Annotated in this window: 17 protein-coding genes; 4 read left to right on the forward strand and 13 right to left on the reverse strand. The window is 51.1% G+C overall.

The genetic code is table 11. The annotated features are described in order from the left end of the window. Positions 1 to 20: 20 nt before the first annotated feature. Together K331_RS0127345 and K331_RS0127350 are read right to left on the reverse strand one after the other, a co-directional pair. Positions 21 to 1,385: an NAD(P)-dependent oxidoreductase gene (locus K331_RS0127345; protein WP_051290086.1), complete on the reverse strand. Its 1,365-nt coding sequence runs from the start codon at positions 1,383 to 1,385 to the stop codon at positions 21 to 23. A gap of 11 nt (positions 1,386 to 1,396) precedes the next feature. Next, positions 1,397 to 2,689 (reverse strand): M20 family metallo-hydrolase, encoded by a 1,293-nt coding sequence (locus tag K331_RS0127350; protein ID WP_028592786.1) that lies wholly within the window; start codon positions 2,687 to 2,689, stop codon positions 1,397 to 1,399. A 318-nt stretch (positions 2,690 to 3,007) separates the two neighbouring features. Between K331_RS0127350 and K331_RS31275 the strand changes: the two genes are divergently transcribed. After that, positions 3,008 to 4,924, forward strand: a complete 1,917-nt coding sequence (locus tag K331_RS31275; protein WP_028592787.1) for a PucR family transcriptional regulator — start codon at positions 3,008 to 3,010, stop codon at positions 4,922 to 4,924. 104 nt (positions 4,925 to 5,028) lie between these two features. Here the strand turns inward: K331_RS31275 and K331_RS0127360 are convergent, their stop codons facing one another. From K331_RS0127360 to K331_RS0127390, 7 genes are all read right to left on the reverse strand, one after another. After that, positions 5,029 to 6,411: an aspartate aminotransferase family protein gene (locus K331_RS0127360; RefSeq protein ID WP_028592788.1), complete on the reverse strand. Its 1,383-nt coding sequence runs from the start codon at positions 6,409 to 6,411 to the stop codon at positions 5,029 to 5,031. A 228-nt stretch (positions 6,412 to 6,639) separates the two neighbouring features. After that, complete coding sequence (locus K331_RS0127365) at positions 6,640 to 7,521, reverse strand: nitrilase-related carbon-nitrogen hydrolase (protein WP_028592789.1); 882 nt, start codon at positions 7,519 to 7,521, stop codon at positions 6,640 to 6,642. Between the two features lie 156 nt (positions 7,522 to 7,677). After that, positions 7,678 to 8,754 (reverse strand): ABC transporter substrate-binding protein, encoded by a 1,077-nt coding sequence (locus tag K331_RS0127370; RefSeq protein ID WP_028592790.1) that lies wholly within the window; start codon positions 8,752 to 8,754, stop codon positions 7,678 to 7,680. 260 nt (positions 8,755 to 9,014) lie between these two features. Further along, a complete protein-coding gene (locus K331_RS0127375; RefSeq protein ID WP_028592791.1) occupies positions 9,015 to 9,869 on the reverse strand; it encodes an ABC transporter permease in 855 nt (284 codons plus the stop codon). A gap of 2 nt (positions 9,870 to 9,871) precedes the next feature. After that, positions 9,872 to 10,678: an ABC transporter permease gene (locus K331_RS0127380; protein ID WP_084165600.1), complete on the reverse strand. Its 807-nt coding sequence runs from the start codon at positions 10,676 to 10,678 to the stop codon at positions 9,872 to 9,874. Next, on the reverse strand, positions 10,675 to 11,463 hold the full coding sequence (locus K331_RS0127385; RefSeq protein ID WP_226383712.1) for an ABC transporter ATP-binding protein: 789 nt from the start codon (positions 11,461 to 11,463) through the stop codon (positions 10,675 to 10,677). The genes K331_RS0127380 and K331_RS0127385 overlap by 4 nt, the downstream gene beginning before the upstream one ends. A gap of 398 nt (positions 11,464 to 11,861) precedes the next feature. Beyond that, a complete protein-coding gene (locus K331_RS0127390; protein ID WP_028592794.1) occupies positions 11,862 to 12,701 on the reverse strand; it encodes a YitT family protein in 840 nt (279 codons plus the stop codon). A 295-nt stretch (positions 12,702 to 12,996) separates the two neighbouring features. On the opposite strand from K331_RS0127390, the gene K331_RS0127395 reads away from it, so the two are divergent. Together K331_RS0127395 and K331_RS0127400 are read left to right on the forward strand one after the other, a co-directional pair. Continuing rightward, entirely contained in the window at positions 12,997 to 13,353 is a 357-nt protein-coding gene (locus tag K331_RS0127395) for a TM2 domain-containing protein (RefSeq protein WP_025680780.1), read from the forward strand. Then, the gene (locus K331_RS0127400; protein WP_028592795.1) at positions 13,350 to 13,817 is read left to right on the forward strand and encodes a TM2 domain-containing protein; all 468 of its coding nucleotides are present in this window, start codon (positions 13,350 to 13,352) and stop codon (positions 13,815 to 13,817) included. The genes K331_RS0127395 and K331_RS0127400 overlap by 4 nt, the downstream gene beginning before the upstream one ends. Positions 13,818 to 13,957: 140 nt before the next feature. Here K331_RS0127400 and K331_RS30740 read toward each other — a convergent pair whose 3' ends face one another. The 3 genes from K331_RS30740 to K331_RS31280 form a co-directional block, all read right to left on the reverse strand. Further along, positions 13,958 to 14,170 carry a cold-shock protein gene (locus K331_RS30740; protein ID WP_018886950.1) on the reverse strand — a complete coding sequence of 71 codons (213 nt, stop codon included), beginning with the start codon at positions 14,168 to 14,170 and terminating at the stop codon, positions 13,958 to 13,960. 221 nt (positions 14,171 to 14,391) lie between these two features. After that, on the reverse strand, positions 14,392 to 14,592 hold the full coding sequence (locus K331_RS0127405) for a cold-shock protein (RefSeq protein ID WP_018886951.1): 201 nt from the start codon (positions 14,590 to 14,592) through the stop codon (positions 14,392 to 14,394). Between the two features lie 362 nt (positions 14,593 to 14,954). After that, positions 14,955 to 15,926: a C40 family peptidase gene (locus tag K331_RS31280; RefSeq protein ID WP_051290077.1), complete on the reverse strand. Its 972-nt coding sequence runs from the start codon at positions 15,924 to 15,926 to the stop codon at positions 14,955 to 14,957. A gap of 209 nt (positions 15,927 to 16,135) precedes the next feature. Here K331_RS31280 and K331_RS0127415 point away from each other — a divergent pair, with 209 nt between their 5' ends. Continuing rightward, positions 16,136 to 16,519 carry an SHOCT domain-containing protein gene (locus tag K331_RS0127415; RefSeq protein ID WP_018886953.1) on the forward strand — a complete coding sequence of 128 codons (384 nt, stop codon included), beginning with the start codon at positions 16,136 to 16,138 and terminating at the stop codon, positions 16,517 to 16,519. Between the two features lie 120 nt (positions 16,520 to 16,639). Here K331_RS0127415 and K331_RS0127420 read toward each other — a convergent pair whose 3' ends face one another. Then, positions 16,640 to 16,825, reverse strand: a complete 186-nt coding sequence (locus K331_RS0127420) for a hypothetical protein (RefSeq protein WP_028592796.1) — start codon at positions 16,823 to 16,825, stop codon at positions 16,640 to 16,642. Between the last annotated feature and the right edge of the window lie 340 nt (positions 16,826 to 17,165).

Here is a 17,165-nt window from a genome sequence, read left to right on the forward strand (position 1 = left end):
ATCCCACACACCGTGATCTATCATGCTGTACGTTCTGCCTGGCGACTTCCTTCCTGAATCAGCGCACGGGCTGCCTGCTTTCCTTGCTCTGCTGCAGATACCACCGTAGCCTCTCCTTTCCCTGCACCGAAGACAATGTCTCCTGCGGCATACACCTTGGGATGGGAGGTTCGGTAGGTATCCGGGTCTACTCGTACAACGCCACGATCATGCGCAAGCCCCATCTTGTCGATTATGCTCAGCTGCCGCTCCTGACCAATCGCTGTCACTACAGCATCCACCGGCATCAGAAAAGTCGATCCCTCTAGTGGACGCGGCACTCTCCGCCCATCAGCTCCTGGCTCCTCTGTGAGTTGCATTCGTACACATTCCAGTCCTGTCACCTGCCCCTTCCCATCACCCACGATACGCACCGGCGCGGTTAGCCAATCGAATTCAACACCCTCCTGCCGGGCAAATCGGTATTCAAAGGCATACGCCGTCATCTCTTCGCGTGTACGCCGATAGACCATCCTCACCTGCTCTGCTCCCAGACGAACGGAAGTCGTAGCCGCATCGACTGCTGTATTCCCTGCCCCGATAACCGCTACACGCTTTCCCTGAAAATGTAGTGGTGGACGCCCATTCTTCGTACTCTCCACCAGTTCAATTGCATCGTACACTCCACCCAACTGCTCACCTTCAATCCCTAATGGAGGAACATAGCCCATCCCGGCTGCCAGGATAATCGCATCATAATCGTCCAGAAGCTCAGCTACGGATATATCTCGTCCAACCTCGGTATTGGTCCGGAATTGTACACCCATGCTTTCTACCTGTTGAACCTCCCACAATGCAACGGCCCGGGGCAGTCGAAAGGACACAATACCGTAGGTGTTCAAGCCACCCGCAAGCGATCTTTTCTCAAACACGGTGACCTCATAGCCCGCTACAGCAAGCTCCTTCGCTGCAGCCAGGCCTGCGGGGCCACTCCCTATGACGGCGGCACGCAGACCGTTCGAATGACCAGCCTGGAACAGCTGATGACCACTCTGCATGGCCCAATCAGTAGCATAGCGCTGCAGCATCCCGATCTGAATCGGCTCCGAGCTGTGATTCAGCACACAGGCTCCCTCGCATAATTCCTCTGTGGGGCAGACACGTGCGCAGCTCGCACCGACTGGATTAGCATCCATAATCGTCTGGGAAGCCCCCCTCAGGTTCCCCGTCGCAATCCGATGAATGAAGGACGGAATATCGATACTGGTGGGACAAGCCTGAATGCAGGGTGCATCGTAGCAGTACAGACAACGATTAGATTCATCCTGGGCTGCGTGCGGCGTCATTCCGGGCTGTATTTCGGCAAAGGCATCCTCAAGCTGGGCATTCATCTCCATATCATTCATCTGCATCAGGGTTAAGCCTCCTTGTTCATGCCGGATACGAGCCGGCTATTCGTTGCAATGGGTTGGGGACATAGTCGGAGAGCCGTTCGATAGAGCAACTCAGTCCCGGCTGCAATATCTTCAGGGCTGGCGTATTCCGCTGGATTATGACTGATACCGTCCTTGCATCGGACAAAGATCATGCCATAGTCACAGTAACGCGACATCTCCAGCGCATCATGGAACGGACCGCTCATCAGCTCAGGCAACTCCAGCTTCATCTCCTCAGCCGACTCGCGTATCGTACTCATAATGCGTTCAGCGCAGTAACGCGGTTCACTGACTGTATCCTCGCGTATGGTATATGTGAGCCCAAGTAAGCCCGCGGTGGTATCAATGAAGGAGCGTAGCTCTCGCTCCAGCCGATTCCGACGCTCCATATCCATGTCTCGTAGATCCACGGTGAATCGGACGTGCTCGGGGATGATATTTCGTGAATCTGGCATGACCTGCAGCGAGCCCACCGTCGCGACCGTCGGGGCCTGCGGCTCCCGTGAGGCAAGCTCATGAAGATACTGGATAACCCGCGCTGCTCCAACAAGTGCATCCCTCCGCATGAACATCGGCACCGACCCGGCATGGCCAGCAAAGCCATACATATCTACCGTCCACCAGATCGGGCCCGAGATCCCTGTAACTACTCCGACCGAATGCCCTCCCGCTTCGAGGACTGGACCTTGCTCAATGTGCAGCTCAACATACGCCCTGACCGCCCCTGGAGCGTATTGGCTCTCCGCGAACCGCTCCGGATCTCCACCGAACGCAAGCAATGCTTCGCGGCGCGATATCCCATTTTTGTCCTCACGCTCCAGCTCCCCTTCCTCCAGGCGACCCAGAAGTCCCCTGACTCCGAACAATCCCTTATTGAAGCGACAGCCCTCTTCATCACTGAAGGCGACAACCTCCAGTGGTACATCCAGTGTAATTCCCTGCTCTTGCAGCACCTCCGCCACCTCCAGCGCACCGATGACACCCACAATACCATCGAAGCGTCCTGCATAAGGCTGAGTGTCAAGGTGCGAACCCAGCATTACAGCCGGAGCGGATGCATCACGTCCTTCCAAGCGACCAATCACATTGCCGAAGGCATCCATGCGCGTCTTCAGCCCCGCCTGCTCCATCCAGCCCATAACAATCTTCACAGCCTCCAGATCCTCAGGAGACATAGCCAGTCTGCATACCCCGGTGGGACTGATCTTACCAATGCGAGATAGTGCCTCGATTCGTTCCATCACTCGTTCCTGCTGAATAGCCCAGGTGTTCAACGATATCCCTCCTTTAGATAAGCGAGTAGGTAATTGAGTTAACTTTTATTACACGAACAACCCAGAACACACGAACGATTTCTACACATAACAACCTTGATATATATAGGATAAATATATTTCCCTTCGCGGTTATATATACTAACATGATATAATTCCAACTATAGATGAATAGGAATGCTTTAACATTAGACAGGTTGTCAAAAGGAATGCTGTAATTTGTTACAGTCTTCAAATTCTTCAAGAATGTCCGTTTGGCTCAAAGCTTGTGAAATCCTTACGTACCAACGACACTATTTAGGAAACGGGGTGCTGTAATTGGATTGGAGAGTTCTTTGTACCGTGGATGAGGCTTTGAACAGACCTGTGTTCCAGGGAGCATACCTGATTGCAGGTCAAGCAGGAACAACCCGGCCGATTCGGTGGGTTCACATTCTGGAGACGGAGCAATTCGATTCACTGATTCATGGCGGGGAAATGATTCTGACGACAGGTATAGGCATGCAAGCGGATATGCTGACCTTCCTTAGCAGGCTGATCCACAGCAATGCAGCGTGCCTCTGCGTAGAATTGGGGCCCCAATGTCCTGCGATCCCCGAGGACGCAATCGTCATGGCAAATGAGCAGCAATTTCCGCTCGTAGTATTCCCGCACACCGTCCGCTTCGTGGATATTACACTGGATGTCCACTCTCTGCTCCTCACCGAGCAGCAGCGCAAGCGGCGGGAGCTGGAGCACATTACCCGCGAATTTCACCGCCTAACCCTGATGCCGCAGGGCAGTAAGAATGTTCTTCGCCTGCTCCACGAGAGTATCGGGCGCCCGCTTGTCTATCGCCCACTGGTGGGAAAAGCCATATTCCTGCCGGCCAATCTGGCCAAGGATCATCTCTATTGGCTTCAGATCATTGAGGAGATCCACTGCACAGCAGCTCCTCTCTCTACAGAACAGATGGGCGTCATTCACGCACCCGTTCACACTAAGGAAGCATCAGGGCAGCAATCCACTATGGCTCTGCCCACTCTTGCGATCCGTCCCATCGGTGCACTCGGGCAGACCTGGGCCCATCTCGCCTTCCTGCATCACGGCGATGATACAGCCGACGAGCTCAGCCTGCTCGACTCTGCCGCCTTATCCATTGCACAGGAGCTACTCCGCAGCCATACACTAGAGGATCGCCGCTGGTCCACCCACCAGCAATGGCTTCAAGATCTGGTAGAAGGGCAGATCCGGGACGAGCGTCAATTAATGGGTATGATTGGCCCGGACTATCACACCCTCAACGAGCGACCATATCGTATCGCGATCCTGGAGCACGAAGCCCCGAGCAGTAACATACGAGCTGACGTCAGCAGCAGCCTTTCGCAATTCGCCCCCTCGCTCCGCCATATTTTGGAGCAGGCCGGGTACCGATTGTGGATCACCGCCAGTCCCAGCAGGGTTATCCTCTTCATCTCCGACCCCCAGCTTCAGCACGACAAAGAAAGACTTTTGCAGACACTCTCGGGCATTATGGACCCTAAAGGCACTACAGGCACGACCCGTAATACAGAACATAATAGGCATACAGATAGCTTCAACATCAGAGGTACTACAAGCATCAGAAATAATACAAGCACGAGAGATACCACGAGCAGCATCACTTACAATGAGGAAAACACCAGCATCGCCAATCCACGACAACGTATTAGCCCAAATAACCACTTAACCTCATTTGCCGGGATGCCCACTTCACAAGCATTGCCGATGCAGATAGCAGCCTTGATCATTGGCGTCAGCCATGTGCACACAGGGCTTGCCGCAGCTACTGCAGCATATCAGGAAGGATTACAGGCACTGAATCTGTACCCTTGTATTCGCCAACCACTACTGTTCTACGAGGATTTGGGTATTTTTCAGCTGCTTCCACACTTGAACGATGGCCATACCTTACAGCGCTTTATAGCCTCCTACCTCGGACCACTCATCAGTCACGACGAGATCAAGGGTAGCGAACTCCTGCTCACACTCAAGGTATATCTCGATAACGATGGCTCCAAGCAAATGGCTGCCAGGCAATTATTCATCGTCCGCCAATCCCTGTATTACCGCCTGGACAAAATCACCGAGCTGCTGGGGGCAGAGTTCATGCAGGCCGAGCACCGCCTCTCCATACAGGTTGCGATTCGAGCCTACCAGCTTCTGTATCCCGAGAAGCTCAAGCTTCCGAGCCGTACCACCTCTCTCCAACAATAGACTGCATCATTGACATTTCGGATTACGAAGACTTCAACAGAAGACTTCGACAGGAGCCTTCAACAAGGGACTTCAACAAGAGACTGCAGAAAAGCTTAATTCACTCATGTCGCTTCACCCACAAGCCCTTCAAGCCGACTGATACTCATAACCTGTAGAAGCGTCTGGATTATGAATTCCACATCCTCATCCGTGGAGGATAGAGGAGGCGCCAGCGTCAGCACGTTGTTAAATCCAGCGACAGTGTCTCCATTTTTGCCAATGATCAGCCTCTTTTGCTTACACTCAGCTATAATCCCTGTAATGACAGACAACGGGACTGGTTCCTTGGTCTGCTTATCCGCTACCAGCTCGATCCCGAGCATGAAGCCGAAGCAGCGTATATCACCTACGAGCGGATGATCATTGAGAGCAACCAATCGCTGATGGAGACGCTCGCCGAGCAGCTGCGACCGTTCCACCAGTCGCTCTCTCTCCATGATCTCCAGATTACGCAGTGCCAGCGCACAGGCCGCAGGATTGCCGCCGAACGTATTTACATGGCGAAGGTGGCCGTGCAGCTCGGAATCCTTGAAGGCTTCATAGATCTCCTTGCGAACAGCGGTTGCCGATAGCGGAAGATAGCCGCTGGTCAGCCCCTTGGCCATCGTGATCACATCCGGGCGAATGCCGAAGTTCTGATGCCCGAACTTGCGGCCCGAGCGTCCGAATCCGCAGATCACTTCATCCATGATGAGCAGCACGCCGTGACGCGTACAGATATCGCGGACCCTCTGTACATATGATGCCTCTGGCACCAATAGGCCGCCACCCGTAATGACAGGCTCCATAATGACGGCCGCTACCGTCTCTGCCCCCTCCCAGATGATCATGTCCTCAACCGCCTGCGCACACTGCTCACTGAACTGCTCCAGTGTCAACCCTGCCGGGCGGCGGTAGCTATCTGGAGGGCTCACATGTAGGAAGCCTCCCGCCAGGGGCTCATACTTGAACTTGCGCTGTGCCTGGCCCGTGGCGGACAGGGCGCCGAGCGAGCTGCCATGATATCCCCGGTATCTTGCTATGAATTTGTGCCGATAATGCTGTCCGATCTGTTGCTGATATTGACGGGCTATTTTAAAAGCAACCTCATTGGCCTCTGAGCCACTGTTGGAGAAGAAGATGACATATTCCCCCTCCAGCCACTCATTCAGCTTCTCAGCTAGTTGAATCGCCGGCAGATGACTCTGGGTGAGTGGAAAATAAGGCAGAGCCGCCAGCTGATCATATGCAGCCTGAGCCAACTCCGTTCTCCCGTACCCGACATTGACACACCACATGCCTGACATGCCATCCAGATATTTATTGCCCTCCAGGTCGGTAATCCATGAGCCTTCACCGCGAACGCCGACCATGGGACGGTGATCCTCCCGGTAAGGCAGGATGTTGTGCCACAGGTACTTGCGGTCCTTGTCTAACGCCTGCTCCATCTCGTCGGTTGCCTGCATCAGGTCGCTCATCTCCTTTTCTTATATCCATGACTACATACTTCTACATCGATCTTCTAGCCAGCAATAACTCCGCCTGTCTTTCCATATGTGCGACAGCCGCGCGTTATCCTTCCATTTTCCATACGTCAGATGCTTGTTCATCGAGCCGCACTTCATTCTTATCTCAATCGACGTAAGCCCTCGATCTGTACGCCTTACACCACCGCAAAGACCACGGACCACTCGCTATATACTGGATAGCTGCTGGTAGGTCTCGGGACGCCGATCCCTGTAGAACTGCCAGCTCTCTCGCACCTCGCGAATCAGCTTCTTGTTCATGTCTCCCAGCACGACCTCGGTATGATCCCGGCTCCCCATAGCAACGAAGCCCCCGCGCGGGTCCACCAGATAAGACTGTCCATAGAATTCCCCCATACTCCAAGGGGCCTCGGTGCCTACCCGGTTAATGGCCGCAACGTAATATCCATTGGCCACCGCATGCGCTGGCTGCTCCAGCTTCCACAGATATTCCGATGTACCTGCGACAGTCGCCGACGGGTTGAAGACAATCTCCGCACCGTTCAGCCCCAGCATTCTAGCACCCTCGGGAAAGTGACGATCATAGCAAATGTACACCCCGACCTTGGCATACGCCGTGTCAAAGACGGGATATCCAAGGTTTCCCGGCTTGAAGTAATACTTTTCCCAGAAGCCCGCCGCGCCCTCCCCTGCCCCGACATGTGGAATATGATGCTTGCGATACTTGCCCAGGTAGCTCCCATCTGCATCAATAACAGCTGCGGTGTTGTAATAGGTAGCGATACCCTCTCGCTCATAGACAGGCAGCACAATGACGACAGACAATTCTTTGGCGAGCTCCTGAAAGCGTCGTACCGTGGGTCCTCCCGGAATCTCCTCGGCAGCCTCGTACCATTTGGGGATTTGCTCCGCGCAGAAGTACGGTCCATAGAAAATCTCCTGCAGGCCGATGATCTTGGCCCCTTGGGCTGCAGCTTCACGAACCAGATTCTCATGCTGCTCCACTGCAGCTTGCTTGTGTGCTTCCACGACTTCATCACCATGCAGTGGATGCATGGCCTGAATCATTCCGATTGTTACCGTATCCATGTGCAGCCTCCTTCGTCATTTCACTCTCGTTATGTCACCATCCAGCTATTCGCCGTTATTGCTTGCTTTTCGTTTTCGCCACTTACTTTTCTCACCTAGACATCACTAATGGACCACTTGCCATTCTGTTCAAATAGTATCCACCACACCCACACCTCATGGCTTGGAAGCAAGCTCCATAATCTCATGGGTATAGGCCTTCTCCAGATCAGCAGGCTGCTTAATGACGCCGAATTGGTGGGCAATATCCGCCGTCTGCTTGAACATCGCATCATCAATCTGCCCCATGCGAGCAGGGTCCATCCCATTGGGCAAAATCAGCTTAGCAACCTCCTCCATCATCTTCAGCTGATGCTCTCTTGAGGTGCTCCCCTGCTCTGCTTGCTTCATGACGATATCTACCGCCTCTTCCGGATTGTCGATCGCGTCCTTCCACCCCTTCAGGGATGCCCAAACGAACTTGGCTGCCGTCTCCTTGTTCCCTTCCAGCCAATCCCCGTTCGCGAACAGGTTATCCTCAAGCATCGCCACACCTTCATCATTCATGTCAATGACAATCAGTTCATCGGCGCTCACACCTTGCTCCAGCACTACCTGATATTCGTTGTAGGTCATAGCCGAGGCTGCATCCAGCTCGCCAGATATGAATTGATCCATCGTAAAGCCCTGCTTGGCAAATTCAAGATCCTTCGCTGGGTCAAGCTGATATTTATCAAATAGAGCCAGCACCTCAAATTCGTTGCCACCCATCCAATTCCCTACCTTCTTACCCTTCAGCCCCACCGGGCTATCTATTCCAGAATCCTTCTTCGCGACCAGCACCAGCCCACTCTTCTGGAAGATCTGTGCGATCTGAACAAGCGGCATCTCCTGCTCCTGATGCGCTAGCAGACTCGCCACCCAGTCCACACCGATATCCGCTGCACCACTCGCCACCTGCTGCTCTGGCACGATATCCGGGCCACCAGGCAGAATCTCGACTTGAAGCCCCTCTTCCTCATAGTAGCCTTTATCCAGAGCTACAAAGTATCCAGCGAACTGTGCCTGTGGCACCCACTTGAGCTGCAGCCTCACCTCGGCGGGCTGTGCTCGCGAGTCAGCACCGTCCGTTCCTTCCACAGAAGTCCCGCTTCCTGCACCTCCGTCGCCTGCACATCCGGCAAGCATGAGCGTGAGCACCAGCACTCCCAATCCGATCGCACGCGAGTAAGCACGTTGTACATGTTGGCCCATACGCTCTCCCCCTTATTTCTGAATACGATCACTTCACCGCAAGCAACAGCAGCATGCTGTAACAATCCACAGCAGTATTCTGCAAGGCAACCAACCATACTTCAAGGTTCTATCGCACTGAGGTTCGTACACCAGAATTCGCACATTAGAATTCGTATACACTAGAGTCCAAACACACACTAGAATTCATACAATGGAGTTCACACACCAAGGAACGATTACATCAAAAATTCTCATTGTACATGGCTCCACAGTCCCCCTCAGGTGCGCTGGGAGGCATGCCAACGCAAGAGTACCCGCTCCAGGCTGTCAGCTAGCAGATAGAACGCAATACCTGCCAGTGCAGCAATGACAATACAGGCCCAGCCTAGCGGCATCTTGGCTACCTTGATCGAGTTGGACAGCAGATACCCCAACCCCTTCGAGGAGTAAAAGAATTCACCCACGATTGCTCCAATCATCGCGGCAGTCGTGTTGACCTTAAGTGCTGTCAGCACATAAGGAAGGCTATTGTACATGCGCACATATCGAAAAATCTGCCAACGACTCGCCGCATTTGCCTGCATGAAATCCATCGCCAGCGGATCTACCGCAGTCAGCCCTTTGTGGGCACCTACCGCCATGGCAGCCATGGTCGTCACAGATACAATGGCGATCCGCGAGCCCATCCCATCCCCGAACCATAGGTTCGTAATCGGGGCAAGGGCCACAATCGGCACAGCATTCAGAGCAGCCACCAACCATACACCACCACTCCCCCATCTTGGCCAGAAGGTCGCACAGACAGCTATGATCAATCCCAAGGAAGAGCCAACCGCTAGGCCCAGCACCGCTTCACTCAGCGTATAACCTGCATAAGCAAGCAGTAGCGCGGCATTCTCATATACAGCCTGCGCGATGGTTGAAGGCAAGGGCAACTGATACGTACGAAGATTCAATACGTCATGCACCACTCGGCCCTGCCAGAGCACCAAGAGCAGAATACCTACCACCAGTGGAAGAAGTAGGCTTCGTATCGACTCAATACTGCGAGCGCTCCTTGGACGCCGTAGCGGAGCAGCTCCGACCTCCATCTGTGGCGATGTCCATCCTGCCTCTGCGGCATCTCCCTTCATCCTCATGCACCTCCTCTGCGCAGATCAGGCTGCCAGGGAGCTACTTGCCGCTCAAGCCAGCTAATGAACAGATAGCTCGCTACCCCAAGCGCAGCTCCAGTCATGACCGTACACCAGAACATATAGGCATGTGACGGTCCGTAGTAGAGATTCCGTAGCATAATAACACCAATCCCACGACGCGCACCCATCAGCTCTACTAGAATGGCTCCCGTTACCGCGAGTGGAGCCGCAATCTTGAGACCGTTGAACATGGCCGGTAGTGCCGCGGGCACACGTAGCTTCACATACACCTGCCAAGGCTTGGCTGCACAGGAGGCCATTAATTCAAGCTCAGTCGGAGATACACTCCTTAGTCCCTTGAGCATATTCAACGTCACAGGGAAGAAGGTAATATAGCCAGCAATCAACACGCGTGCGATGTCCTCATCACGGACAATACCATAGAGAATCGGGGCAAGACCTAGCACAGGAATCATCTGTGAGGCCACCGCATAAGGAAGAGTCGCCTGCTCGATCCAGCGGGACATACTCATGACTACAGCCAGTAGAATGCCCCCCACGGCTCCCAAAAGGAAGCCCCAAGTCGCATTCAAGAGCGTAATTCCGCCCTCCTTGAATAGCGTCGGGTAATAGCGGGATAGCTCAGCTACCAATTCGTGAATGTAAGGGAGTTTGGACTGGGCCAGCGGAGTCTGTACGATATGGAGCAGCATCCAGGAGGCAGATTGCCAGAGTATAACCAGCGCAGTCAGCCACATGAGCGCAGGTAGCAGACGCCCATGCACACGCAGCACATCATCCTTCACACGGACACCTCCCCAAAGCAGCTTCGAACACGGGAGATCAGGTTGTAAAATTCAGGTGTGCTTCGCATATCCGAAGTACGAGGTCTAGGGAGAGGAATATCAATGACGGCAGCAAGGCGACCGGGGTGGGGACTGAGGACGAAGACGCGATCGGACAGGAAGATGGATTCGGCTATACTATGAGTTACGAATACTACCGTATTCCCCACCTGATTCCAGATAGCAAGAAGCTCTTCATTCAGCCGTTCACGTACGAACTCGTCGAGCGCGGAGAAGGGCTCATCCATCAGTAGGATTTCTGGCTCTGTGGACAGGGCCCTTGCAATCGCTGCTCGTTGTTGCATCCCACCACTTAGCTGCCAGGGGTAGTGATTGCCAAAGGAGCCCAGCCCCACCATACTCAACAGCTCATCTGCCCTGCGATACCGCTCCGCCTTCCCCACCCCGCCCATCTCCAATGGGAGGGCGATATTGTCTCGTACCTTGCGCCAGTCATAGAGCACAGGATTCTGAAAGACAATGCCATATTTGTGCGCCAGCCGAGCTTCGGTAGCAGAGCCCCCTGCAATCAGCACTTCGCCGGAGGTGGGCTGTTGAAGATCAGCCATGATGCGTAGCAGTGTGGTCTTCCCACACCCAGAGGGACCGAGCAGGGATACGAATTCACCTTTACCTACACTCAGACTAACCTCCTGTAATGCAAGCACTTCCTTCTGATCACTCTGGTACTTCATCGTCACACGATCCATTACAATTTCAGGAGCCATGCCCTCTGACCGATTCAACAGGAGTCCTCCTTTCTCCAGCTGCAATTACATACATGTTTGCTTTTCTTACATTGTATAGAACAACATATCCTTCTTCATTAGACAGCAAGTCAAAAATACAGCCCCTTGGCCAGTCACATTGTCTAGTCCCTTCTGATGCAAAGCATTGATGGGTTATATCTCGGTGTTTTTATATAACATTGGCCGATATATAGCTGTTATATAGTTCTAGTAAACCTCTGTTTGGAATAGAGGATACTGTGGTGAATCCATGCGATGCAGTAGATGCCTCAATCCACATGCAAAAGAACCCCACCGCCTAATAGCAGAAGGGTCCATCCTTTTATCTTGCTTTTATTTCGCTCTATTAGTTTGTTCTTATACTTTGCCCTGCCCACACTGATTCCCCAGTAAGCTCAGGAATTCTGAAGATCCACAAAGCCCTTACCGAATACATCCCGCACATCATGAATCGTTATAAAAGCCTCATGATCTGTCGCCTTTACAATTTTCTTAAGCATAGCAATCTCTTGCTTACTCACTACAATATATAGAATGTCCATGGAAGACTTCGTGTAATATCCGCGACCACTTAGCACCGTCACGCCTCGATCCATCTGCTTATTCACCATTTCGGCAATTCGGTCCTGCTCCTTGGATATAATCGTCACTGCTTTGGTCGGATTCAAGCCTGCAATCACGAACTCCATGACCTTGGTCGCAACGAATAGCATAATAATGGTGAACATCAATCGCTCTGGTCCAATTATGAAATAAGAGGACGCCGCAACGATCACATCGCAGAATAGCAGTGCATAGCTAATATTCCAATCCCAGTATTTATTCATGAACTTCGCTATAATGACTGTCCCTGCTGTCGTGCCTCCTACCCGCACAATCAATCCGATGCCCAGTCCAATAATTGCACCACCAAAGATCGCGTTCACCATCAGATCACTGGAGACAATCCGCCACCCTTCCGTCAGATGAAGGAACAACGAATGAAAGGAGACTGCAAGCACGGTGTATACGACCGTTCGCTTTGGAAGGAACCGATAGCCAACCGCCAGCAGGAGCATATTGATAATCAGGCTCGTCCAGCCTGGCGACCATTCCAGCAAATAATACAAAATAATCGTAACCCCTACCACGCCACCTTCGCCAAATTCATGGGGAATGATGAACACATTAATTCCAAGCGCAAAAGCAAGGGCGCCCACCATAATGATCAATACATCTGTAATTGTTCTTCTCATGCGTTACAGCCTACTCTCCCGAATTGTTCTATGAGCATGACCCGGGAAAGCCTATTACTTCGTGTCATGACCACACCTACATCTAATCATGGATCGCCAAACCTCTCAAGCAGTTGTGCTACCATGCTAACAGTTTAACCGATTAAAGGCGTTGTCCCCCTTGAGCCCAGCAACAGAAAGGAAGCGTTACAGGAGACCCATTTTTGTGTAAAATCCCCAAAGAGTATCGTCATACCTTCCATTATCTGATATCATTGAATTGTTTCCATTGATATTGGTACGGGAGGTATTCGTATTGAATTTGTACAACATCAGCAAGAAGAGCCAAATGGATGCACGTGAACTGATGCTACTGGATTCTGAGCTCAAGCGTCAGGGCAAGAATATGGTCGTAGCTTATATTCTGTGGTATTTCCTCGGTATGTTCGGGGGCCATCGCTTCTATATGGGCAAGACGGGCAGCGCCGTTGCACAGTTGATCCTGAGTCTTACCGTTATCGGCATGATCGTTACTACGGTCTGGTGGATCGTAGATGCATTTCTGCTTCACACCTGGGTCCGTGAGCATAATGCGGTGATTGAGGACCGCTTGATTGACGAGATCTCAATGCAAGGCTCCTATCCTCCTCCACCGCCTTCACCTTACCTATGAAGCTGAGTCGGAGTGATCTGACGGTCAATGAGCTGCTGATCCTCAACGGTGCCCTGAGGGATCATGAGAAATCACTTGCTTTAGGGTATCTGATGCTCATTGGTGGTCATTTGGGTGTCCATCGTTTTTATGTCAAGAGAATCGCAACTGGCATTATTCAATTGATTCTATTCATCCTCGCCATGATTAGCTATGTTGTTATGCTATTCGCAATGGAGTTCATTGAGACTACCTCGAGCGGATTGGCTTGGTTCCTAGGAAGTCTGATACCACTGATACTATTCGGTGGTGCTCTGACCATCTGGGTCATCGTGGATCTGTTCTTGCTGCCAGGCATGATTCGCAATTGGAATGCCAAGGTTGAGGAAGATATTCTACGGGAAATCTACCAGCATCGGCTGAACACACAGACCCATGCAGGGCCAGAGAACGGGTATACGCCAGCACCCCAAAGTCCTTTGTGACCCGAATCAGCAGATAGGCGAACGCATGCAAAAGAGCCTTCAAGCGCACGTAAGTGTACTCGAAGGCTCTTTAAGTATATAGCAATGCGTTCAGACGCCGTATAACTCCAAATGGATAATAGCTATAAGCGGATGATAGTCTAGTGCTTGTTATTGCTAAAGCTGTTATTTACGAGCACGCAAAGCTTCTTCTCGCCTTTTTCCATAGGTGAGCCGCAAAGAGAACAAGAAGGCTGTACGTCGAAGGAGAAGTTATCTCTCATCCACCCATTACAGCTCTCGCTGGTACAAGACCAGACCACTGTAATTTCTTCTATTGTCTCTTCCATAGGTTTTTTGCGCGAATTGTACATGAACGTCCCCTCTTTCCTCAAGATAAAATGTAATGAAGAAGAAAACTCGTTTAACGTACGGCTTTGCTCTGCAACTAAGAAAGACATCCCTTGATGTCCTTCGCAGAAGAAAGATCGCGTTAGGCGATGCTTATTCTTACAATATTGGAAGACAAATCTCGGATGTCTATAGTCTCGTTAAAAAAAATGCCCCAAACAAAGTTCGGGGCAGCATGGCAGAATTACAGTTTTACAACGTTCTCAGCTTGTGGTCCGCGGCTTCCTTCAACTACGTTGAACTCAACGCGTTGGCCTTCGTCCAAAGTTTTGAAACCGTCGCCTTGGATTGCGCTGAAGTGTACGAATACATCGTTTCCACCTTCAACTTCGATGAATCCAAAACCTTTTTCTGCGTTAAACCATTTTACTGTTCCTGTTTGCATGGGAACACCTCCAAAATTTATATACATGACCTTTATTTTTATTCAAAATAAAAATTCACATATTGCACAAGGTTATACCTCTAAACAATAACCCTCTACAATATGCGAATTCGCTAATTCAGGTCATTTCTTAGCTCTTATTATAGCACAGCTTCAGTCGAATTACCAGCTATCTGCGCAGTATATTTCTAAATTTTGTTTGTTTTAGCACAGCATACAAATCAAAGGGAGGCGTGCATGACAGTCACTACTTTTTAAGGACACTGCCCTGCCTCCTCCCTTAATGCTTCCCCTTTCATGTCACATCTATACATGATAATCTGGTTCACCAGCCAACTTTATTCATGCCTTCTTGCCTAGCGTTAATCCAGCACCCGTCTGGCGAACAAAAATCTTCCCTTCCAGTAATCGTCCAGCTCACTCATGGTAACGCCAGGGTCACCATACGTCTGGAGAATCCGATTGTTGCCCGCATAGATCCCAACATGCCCGACGGTGTTATTGCTGTCATAGCGACCCGGGGTGTAGAAGAACAGCAGATCTCCCGTCTTCAGCTCCCCAAGCTGCACTCGCCGTCCAACTCCTGCCTGTGAGATGGAGGTACGTGGCAGTTCAACACCAAAATGTGAAAACACATATTGTACAAAAGAGGAGCAGTCGAATGTGCGTTTATCGCTATAATCTCCTGCACCGAATTCATATGGAGTGCCCATGAACTTCTTCCCGTAGGAAATAAGCTCCTGCTTCTCAGCCTCAGTATCCAGATTAGATCCACCACGCGACATTGCCCCCATACGACCATCCGCCCCAGAATACGGGAGTCCCGGGAGACTCTTACTCCGTATACGAGTTCCTGCACTCTGAGGCTCTACAACGATTGAAGCCCGTGATGCATCCCAGTGCATAGGAGTATTCAGCAAAGCCGACATCGCCTGTACCGTCAGATGTGGGGTGCCCCCTAACATGCGAGGTGCATGTGGCAGCTCCACCGTCTGATCACCTGTTCGGGCTGATGGAGTATTCATCTGCACCGTATAATTCGGATCTGTAGCCCCGATGATGTAGTGGTCTCCAGTCTGATGCAGCTTCATATTCATCGCCTGTACTGTAGGCTGGAGCGGCACCCATACACGTCCTGCCTGATCCTTATAGACATTCAGCTTATGCGCTCCTGCCTTGCCTGCCAGCCTTAGCTGAGCTGATTCAGCGACTGGGGAGGATGTATGCACTAGGTCCTTGCGAAAAGCTTGATCCATACAACCAGCAACCGATAACAATAGAGCTGTCCCTAATATCGTACTTCCCATCCAGCGCCCCAACTCACGATAGTTCATACAGTGTTAACTCCTTTTCCAATTCAGATATGGATTAGGATGAACGCAAGTACACGTTTTATGCGTCTCTTTTCAGTTGTTTTTTATCCCCGTTTCATCTAATCCTAAGGTTGGGTAGGTATAGTAACGATATGAACAAGACAACCCCGAATCCAATTTCCCAATGATCAACGTAAGAGTAATGATAGGACGGGGAGAAGGAGAGTTCTATGAATTTGAAAAGACTATTATTATTTAGCACCCTTGCCTTGGCACTTGCCCTTGGTGAGACACAGGGAAGCACTGCTCAGGCCAAGACCGCCGAGCCTTTGACCGACGCCAGCACCACGGTATCTGCCAGCAGAGATCTGGTTCAAATATTGAAGTTAAGATCGGATGAAGAGCTGTACTACGAATTATATGATGGAAAGACATTAGCTGACATTGCTGATCGTCAGGGTGCAGATGTACAACAGGTTATTGATCATCAGGTAAATGAGCTGGCTGAACAGCTGAAGCAACGTCTTCACAACGGTGAAATTACACAGGAGCAATACGAGGCACATATGCAGGAGCTGCAGGAAGTCATCACCAACAGTGTATATGGACTGTAACTTCCCCCACACATATCAAGAGGTGATCCCGATCAACTGGTCGTTGAACGCGGATCACCTCTCTACAGACACCTACATAGACAGCATTTGAAAATAGTGATGCTATTTCTTGCTTCTTATTTACTTCTTATTTTTTCTACCCTCCAGCTTATCGTGAATGCTCAGTAGAATACCTATAATGGTCGAGCCGTAGAAATACCATGATCCAGCATCAGGACCCTCGAGAATATGTATTCCCGCAATGCCCAGAATCCAGCTTAACAGCATTACCACAATGAAGGTCCCTATAATGTAGAGAAAAACCATGACACCCTCCCTTCCTGTAACGCTTATCCACAATACCATTCAGAATACATCGACCATCCACAGAATCCAAAATCACAGTCCTTTTCTTAATTCCCTATAAGAGCGAACAAGCAAGATCAGGCTGACAGCAACCAAGAGGAGCATGTTCAGTGTTCTTATATATAAAGAGTACCCGATCATCACGATCGTCAGCAATATAGAAGCACAGAACTGTACCTGTGTGCTGCTTAATTCTCTCTTGTATAGGATTCGCCCAATCCATTTGATCGCGAAAATCGCAAGGAATGCGTACACAAGGCACATTCCCATAATTATTAGAATTGCTAGAGTCATCGTCCTC

It is taken from the genome of Paenibacillus massiliensis subsp. panacisoli DSM 21345, from assembly GCF_000426545.1.
Lineage (GTDB): Bacteria > Bacillota > Bacilli > Paenibacillales > Paenibacillaceae > Paenibacillus > Paenibacillus panacisoli.

What these genes read in the sequence shown, in the direction of transcription:
- K331_RS0127365 (WP_028592789.1), bottom strand. Translation starts at nt 7,521, where the DNA reads ATGGATACGGTAACAATCGGAATGATTCAGGCCATGCATCCACTGCAT.
- K331_RS0127345 (WP_051290086.1), bottom strand. Translation starts at nt 1,385, where the DNA reads ATGAATGATATGGAGATGAATGCCCAGCTTGAGGATGCCTTTGCCGAA.
- K331_RS0127405 (WP_018886951.1), bottom strand. Translation starts at nt 14,592, where the DNA reads ATGCAAACAGGAACAGTAAAATGGTTTAACGCAGAAAAAGGTTTTGGA.
- K331_RS0127390 (WP_028592794.1), bottom strand. Translation starts at nt 12,701, where the DNA reads ATGAGAAGAACAATTACAGATGTATTGATCATTATGGTGGGCGCCCTT.
- K331_RS0127370 (WP_028592790.1), bottom strand. Translation starts at nt 8,754, where the DNA reads ATGGGCCAACATGTACAACGTGCTTACTCGCGTGCGATCGGATTGGGA.
- K331_RS0127415 (WP_018886953.1), top strand. Translation starts at nt 16,136, where the DNA reads ATGAATTTGAAAAGACTATTATTATTTAGCACCCTTGCCTTGGCACTT.
- K331_RS0127360 (WP_028592788.1), bottom strand. Translation starts at nt 6,411, where the DNA reads ATGCAGGCAACCGACGAGATGGAGCAGGCGTTAGACAAGGACCGCAAG.
- K331_RS30740 (WP_018886950.1), bottom strand. Translation starts at nt 14,170, where the DNA reads ATGTACAATTCGCGCAAAAAACCTATGGAAGAGACAATAGAAGAAATT.
- K331_RS0127375 (WP_028592791.1), bottom strand. Translation starts at nt 9,869, where the DNA reads ATGAAGGGAGATGCCGCAGAGGCAGGATGGACATCGCCACAGATGGAG.
- K331_RS31280 (WP_051290077.1), bottom strand. Translation starts at nt 15,926, where the DNA reads ATGAACTATCGTGAGTTGGGGCGCTGGATGGGAAGTACGATATTAGGG.
- K331_RS0127400 (WP_028592795.1), top strand. Translation starts at nt 13,350, where the DNA reads ATGAAGCTGAGTCGGAGTGATCTGACGGTCAATGAGCTGCTGATCCTC.
- K331_RS0127420 (WP_028592796.1), bottom strand. Translation starts at nt 16,825, where the DNA reads ATGGTTTTTCTCTACATTATAGGGACCTTCATTGTGGTAATGCTGTTA.